The organism is Burkholderia sp. Ac-20345 (genome assembly GCF_017104825.1).
Classification (GTDB): domain Bacteria; phylum Pseudomonadota; class Gammaproteobacteria; order Burkholderiales; family Burkholderiaceae; genus Burkholderia; species Burkholderia lata_B.
In genome coordinates this window covers 1-5,288 of sequence record NZ_JAAGPO010000353.1, presented here as the reverse complement: position 1 = coordinate 5,288, position 5,288 = coordinate 1, and the positions used below count along the sequence as shown (strand labels likewise).

At 70.2% G+C, this 5,288-nt stretch carries 6 protein-coding genes and 2 pseudogenes; 6 read left to right on the top strand and 2 right to left on the bottom strand.

Features of this window, described 5'->3' with window-relative positions; all coding sequences use genetic code 11:
• The 5 genes and pseudogenes from G3O06_RS49495 to cobM form a co-directional block, all read left to right on the top strand.
• Window positions 1-148, top strand: a pseudogene (locus tag G3O06_RS49495) (bifunctional cobalt-precorrin-7 (C(5))-methyltransferase/cobalt-precorrin-6B (C(15))-methyltransferase); the annotation flags it as partial.
• Between the two features lie 62 nt (window positions 149-210).
• A pseudogene (locus G3O06_RS46370) lies at window positions 211-447 on the top strand (bifunctional cobalt-precorrin-7 (C(5))-methyltransferase/cobalt-precorrin-6B (C(15))-methyltransferase); the annotation flags it as partial.
• Window positions 447-1,535: a cobalt-precorrin-5B (C(1))-methyltransferase gene (locus tag G3O06_RS46365; protein ID WP_205820094.1), complete on the top strand. Its 1,089-nt coding sequence runs from the start codon at window positions 447-449 to the stop codon at window positions 1,533-1,535. The pseudogene G3O06_RS46370 and the gene G3O06_RS46365, both read left to right, overlap by 1 nt.
• Window positions 1,532-2,263: a cobalt-precorrin-6A reductase gene (locus G3O06_RS46360; protein ID WP_205820093.1), complete on the top strand. Its 732-nt coding sequence runs from the start codon at window positions 1,532-1,534 to the stop codon at window positions 2,261-2,263. The genes G3O06_RS46365 and G3O06_RS46360 overlap by 4 nt, the downstream gene beginning before the upstream one ends.
• Before the next feature lie 43 nt (window positions 2,264-2,306).
• Window positions 2,307-3,035 carry a precorrin-4 C(11)-methyltransferase gene (cobM, locus tag G3O06_RS46355; RefSeq protein ID WP_205820092.1) on the top strand — a complete coding sequence of 243 codons (729 nt, stop codon included), beginning with the start codon at window positions 2,307-2,309 and terminating at the stop codon, window positions 3,033-3,035.
• On the opposite strand, the gene G3O06_RS46350 is transcribed toward cobM, so the two are convergent.
• Window positions 3,036-3,947, bottom strand: coding sequence for a DMT family transporter (locus tag G3O06_RS46350; RefSeq protein WP_205820091.1), 912 nt, complete (start codon window positions 3,945-3,947; stop codon window positions 3,036-3,038). It abuts the gene before it with no gap.
• 141 nt (window positions 3,948-4,088) lie between these two features.
• Between G3O06_RS46350 and G3O06_RS46345 the strand changes: the two genes are divergently transcribed.
• Complete coding sequence (locus tag G3O06_RS46345) at window positions 4,089-4,625, top strand: MarR family transcriptional regulator (RefSeq protein ID WP_205820090.1); 537 nt, start codon at window positions 4,089-4,091, stop codon at window positions 4,623-4,625.
• Window positions 4,626-4,720: 95 nt separating this feature from the next.
• Here the strand turns inward: G3O06_RS46345 and G3O06_RS46340 are convergent.
• Window positions 4,721-5,288 (bottom strand): MFS transporter (locus tag G3O06_RS46340; protein WP_205820089.1); only part of this gene is annotated, 568 nt, incomplete at its 5' end.

The window sequence follows — 5,288 nt, the reverse complement described above, 5'->3', positions numbered from 1 at the left end:
CACGCGCGTGTCGCTCGCGCACGCCGAACCGCTCGGCCGTTTCGATACGTGGCGGCAGCCGTTGCCGGTCACGCTGTACGACGTGCGCAAGCCCGACGCGGCCGACACGATCGCATCGTCGGCCACGCCCAACACAACGAACGCGTGATGCGCGACGAGACCCCCGAACAGCCCGCGCCGCTACGCTTCGGCTACCCGGATCCGACGCGAAAGGCCGGCGGCAGGCGGGTCGGGAACGGGTTGACGCGGCAGGGCGAGATGGCGCTCGCCGCGTGGCGGGATGCGCATGGCGGCACGCTCACGCGCGTGTCGCTCGCGCACGCCGAACCGCTCGGCCGTTTCGATACGTGGCGGCAGCCGTTGCCGGTCACGCTGTACGACGTGCGCAAGCCCGACGCGGCCGACACGATCGCATCGTCGGCCACGACCAACACAACGAACGCGTGATGCGCGACGAGACCCCCGAACAGCCCGCGCCGCTACGTTTCGGCTACACGACCGGCAGTTGCGCGACCGCGACGTCGCTCGCCGCCGCGCGGCTGCTGCTCGCGGGCCAGGCGGACGACGCGGTCGAGATCGTGCTGCCGAAGGGGCAGCGCGTGATGATGCGGCTCGAGTTCTGCCGTACCACGGCCGACGGCGCGGAAGCCGGCACGATCAAGGATGCCGGCGACGATCCGGACGTGACACACGGCGCGCTGATCTTCGCGCGCGTCGCGCTCGCGGCGGCGCCCGGCGTGCGTTTTCATGCGGGGCCGGGCGTCGGCACGGTCACGCGCGCGGGGCTGACGCTGCCGGTCGGCGAACCGGCGATCAACCCGGTGCCGCGCCAGATGATGACGACGCACCTGGAAGCGCTGGCGGCCGAGCAGGGTTATGCGGGTGGCTTCGACGTGACGATCGGCGTCGAAGGCGGTGAAGCGCTCGCGCTGAAGACGATGAACCCACGCCTCGGCATCGTCGGCGGGCTGTCGATCCTCGGCACGACCGGCATCGTGCGGCCGTTCTCGTGCTCGGCCTATATCGCGTCGATCCACCAGGGCATCGACGTCGCGCGGGCGAACGGCATCGCGCACATCGCCGCGTGCACGGGCAACGCAAGCGAGGATGCGATGCGCGCGCATTACGGCCTGCCGGACATGGCGCTGATCGAGATGGGCGATTTCGCGGGCGCGGTGCTCAAGCACCTGCGGCGCGCGCCGGTCGCGCGGCTGTCGATGTGCGGCGGCTTCGGCAAGCTCAGCAAGCTCGCGGCCGGCCATCTCGACCTGCACAGCCGCCATTCGAGCATCGACCTGCCGCTGCTTGCGCAGTGGGCGGCCGAGGGCGGCGCAAGCGATACGCTGCAGGCCGCGATGCGCGCCGCGAACACGAGCCAGGAAGCACTGAAGCTCGCGCACGCCGACGGTGTGCCACTCGGCGATCTGGTCTGTGCAAACGCGCTGCGCGTCGCGCGCGACATCGTGCCGCCGTCGGTCGCCGTCGAGATGTTCGCGATCGACCGGCAGGGCCGCTTCGTCGGGCAGGCGCGATGAGCACGCGCATCCTGCTGCTCGGCGGCACCGGCGACGCATTGAAAATCGCGCGCGCGCTTGGGTCGCATCACGTCTACAGCCTGGCCGGCCTCGGCAAGATACCCGACGACTTGCGCTGCGACGTGCGCGTCGGCGGCTTCGGTGGCGCGGCCGGGCTGGCCGCGTATCTGCGCAGTGCCGGCATCGGCCTCGTGATCGATGCGACGCATCCGTATGCCGCGCAGATCAGCGCGAATGCCGCAGCCGCGGCGCGTGAAGCGGGCGTACCGCTGTGGGCGCTGCGCCGCGCACCGTGGGCGCCGCAACCCGGCGACGACTGGCGCATGGTCGACGACTGGGCCGGCATCGAGGCCGCACTTGCGCCGTTCAAGCGGCCGCTGTTCACGCTCGGCCGCGAACCGCTCGCGCATCTCGACGCGATCCCGCCGCACCAGTTCTGGCTCGTGCGGTGCCTCGACGCGCATCCCGGCAACGCGCATGCGCAGATCGTCGCCGCGCGCGGGCCGTTCACGCTCGAAGGCGAGCGCGCGCTGTTCGCGCTGATGGGCATCGACGTCGTCGTCAGCAAGAACAGCGGTGGCGCGGCCACCGAAGCCAAGCTCGACGTCGCGCGCGAACGCAGGCTGCCGGTCGTGATGCTGCGCCGGCCGCCCCTGCCCGACGCCGACCGCGCGTTCGATTCGGCCGCGGCGCTCATCGACGCGCTCGATCCGGCCACGCGCGCATGACGCCGTGCGGCCGGTCATCCCATGAATTGACGGAGATTTTTCGATGACGGTGTATTTCATCGGCGCGGGCCCCGGCGACCCGGAGCTGATCACGGTGAAGGGCCAGCGCCTCGTGCGCACGTGCCCGGTGATCCTGTATGCGGGTTCGCTGGTGCCGGCCGCCGTGCTCGACGGCCATCGCGCGGAGCAGGTCGTCAATACGGCCGAACTCGACCTCGACGCAATCGTCGCGCTGCTCGCCGGCGCGCATGCGAAAGGGCAGGACGTCGCGCGCGTGCATTCGGGCGACCCGTCGCTGTACGGTGCGATCGGCGAGCAGATCCGCCGGTTGAAAGCGCTCGGGATTCCGTACGAAATCGTGCCCGGCGTGACGGCCACGGCCGCGTGCGCGGCGACGCTCGGCGTCGAGCTGACGCTGCCCGGCGTCGCGCAGACGGTGATCCTCACGCGCTTCGCGGGCAAGACGACGATGCCCGAAGGCGAAGCGCTCGGCTCGCTCGCCGCGCACCGAGCGACGCTCGCGATCCATCTCGGTGTGCGCCATCTCGCCCGCATCGTCGACGAAGTGCTGCCGCATTACGGCGCCGATTGTCCGGTCGCGGTGATCTATCGCGCGAGCTGGCCGGACGAAGAGCGCGTGACCGGCACGCTTGCCGACATCGTCGGCAAGGTGCAGGGCACGCAGATCGAGCGCACCGCGCTGATCCTGATCGGGCGCGTGCTCGACGCCGAAGGGTTCGCGGATTCGACGCTGTACGCGAGCGCGAGCTGATCACGCGCGGGCCGGCCCGGGTTCGGTGCGGCGCTCGCGCAGATGCGTGTAAAGCGCCGCGCCGATCGTGATTGCGCCACCGACGAAGTAGATCGGCGATGCCGATTCGCCGAGGATCAGGATCGACGCGGCGATGCCGACGACCGGGATCAGGTTGAGCACGACCACGCTCCAGTACGATGCGTTGTCGCGTGCGCCGCGAAAATAGAACAGGAACGCGAGCGTAAACTGCAGCACGCCGATCGCCAGCGCGGGCCACACGGCCGGCCACGCCGGCAACCGGTACGGCCCGCCGCTGCCCGTGTCGACGCCGAGCAGCACGAGCGCCAGGAGCAGCGAACCGGCCTGCTGGATCAGCAGCATCGCGGTCGCGGACGGAAGCGTCACGGCCTGCGTCGACAACGACACATACAGCGCGGCCACCATCACGCCGGCGAACACGAACGCATCGCCGCGCAGCGACGCGTGCCCGTCCGCCGATGGGTCGCCGAGTGTGATGACGACGACACCCAGCAACGCGACGACGCCCGCAATCAGCAGCCGCCGGTCGACCCTGAACCGGAACAGCGCGATGTTGAACGCCAGGATGCCGAGCGGTTCGAGCGCGAAGATCACCGCCGTGTGCAGCGCGGACGTGGATTGCATGCCGACGAACCCGAGGTAGTACGCGCCGCACGGTTCGAGCATGCCGATCAGCGCGACCACGGCGACCTGCGCCGGGGCGATGCCTTTCAGCGTCACGCGTTGCACGGCGGCAAGGCAGGCGAGTACCGCGACGCTGGCAGCGATCTGCAGCACGATGAGCCACGCGGGCGACAGGGCAGGCAGCACCATCTTGCTGAACGGAATGGCGACGCCCCAGCACAGCGTCGCCATGATCAGGCATCCGGTCTTGCGCGCGTTGTCGTTCATGCGTGGACTCCACTCGGCCTGTCGACCCGTAGAATGCGGGCGTGCGACCGCCCGGATCGAGCGGGCCGCACCGCGGCTGACATCGGTGAATCGATGGGTTAAATTATATGCGTGACGCACACATATGCTAGGAGCGCCTACGTGAAAAAGCAACGCCTGAACAATTTGCTGGGCGCACTCGCGCTCGGGCTGAACGACCGGGTAGAGGACACGATCGCCCGTGACACGGGGCTGCACGGATCGAGCGTGGATGCGCTGGTGCTGCTGTCGCAATCGCATGCACTGACGATCGACGCGCTGGCGCGGCAATTGATGCTCGTGCATTCGTCGGCCGTGCGGCTCGCCGAACGGATGGCGCAGGAAGGGCTCGTCGCGCGCGAACCCGGTGACGACAAGCGCACCGTCGTGCTGACGCTGACCGAGGCCGGGCACGATGCGGTGCAGCAGGTGCTTGCCGCGCGTGGCGCGGCGATCGCGGACCTCACGCGCACGTTGACGCCCGAGCAGTGCGCGCAACTCATGCCGATCTGCGAGCAACTGGTCGGCGCGCTGGCCGACGACATGCAGAACGCGATCCGCGTGTGCCGGCAGTGCGACGAAGACGCGTGCGATTTGCGGCGCTGCCCGTCCGAACGCGCCTGTCGGCGGTTCGTGGCGGAACGGGAAACGGGCGGCTGACGCCGGCGCGGTTCACCGCCACGCCGGGCGCGGCCGGTCAGATCGCGAACCCCGCCGTATCCGATCGCGGCGGGGCAACATGCGCGGGACACGCGCTACGCGCGCGCGGCGTGCAGCGCCCGCTTCGGCGCAAACCCTGCCGCCAGCGCGAACAGCGCGACACACAGGCAGGCCATCGCAACCCACGCGGGCGACAGGTCCGCGAGATGCTGGCGCACGATGCCGGCCGCGAACGGGAACAACCCGGCGATCAGGTAGCCGATGCCTTGCACGAACCCCGTCAGCGATGCGGCATCGGCCGGCGTCGCCGCATGGTCGACCGTGACGATCAGCGACAGCGGAAACAGTGCGCCGATCCCCGCGCCCATCAGCAACGCGGCCGGCAGTGCGAGCGCTTCAGGCGCGGCCAGCATCACCAGCAACCCGACGAACAGCGACGCGATCGCCGCATGCAGCGCCGGCCGGCGATCGGGCAGGCGGTCGATCGTTGCCGAGATCGTCAGCCCCGCGACGACTTCCGCGAGCGTCACGCCGCCAAGCAGGCTGCCGGCTGCCGTCGGCGACCAGCCGAGCCGCATGTAGTAAGGCGGCAGCCACGCGAGCACGAGCGTGTACGCGCCGGTTGCGATGCCGAAGAACAGCGCAAGCCGCCACGCGCGCGGA

What these genes read in the sequence shown, in the direction of transcription:
- G3O06_RS46365 (WP_205820094.1), top strand. Translation starts at nt 447, where the DNA reads ATGCGCGACGAGACCCCCGAACAGCCCGCGCCGCTACGTTTCGGCTAC.
- G3O06_RS46360 (WP_205820093.1), top strand. Translation starts at nt 1,532, where the DNA reads ATGAGCACGCGCATCCTGCTGCTCGGCGGCACCGGCGACGCATTGAAA.
- cobM (WP_205820092.1), top strand. Translation starts at nt 2,307, where the DNA reads ATGACGGTGTATTTCATCGGCGCGGGCCCCGGCGACCCGGAGCTGATC.
- G3O06_RS46350 (WP_205820091.1), bottom strand. Translation starts at nt 3,947, where the DNA reads ATGAACGACAACGCGCGCAAGACCGGATGCCTGATCATGGCGACGCTG.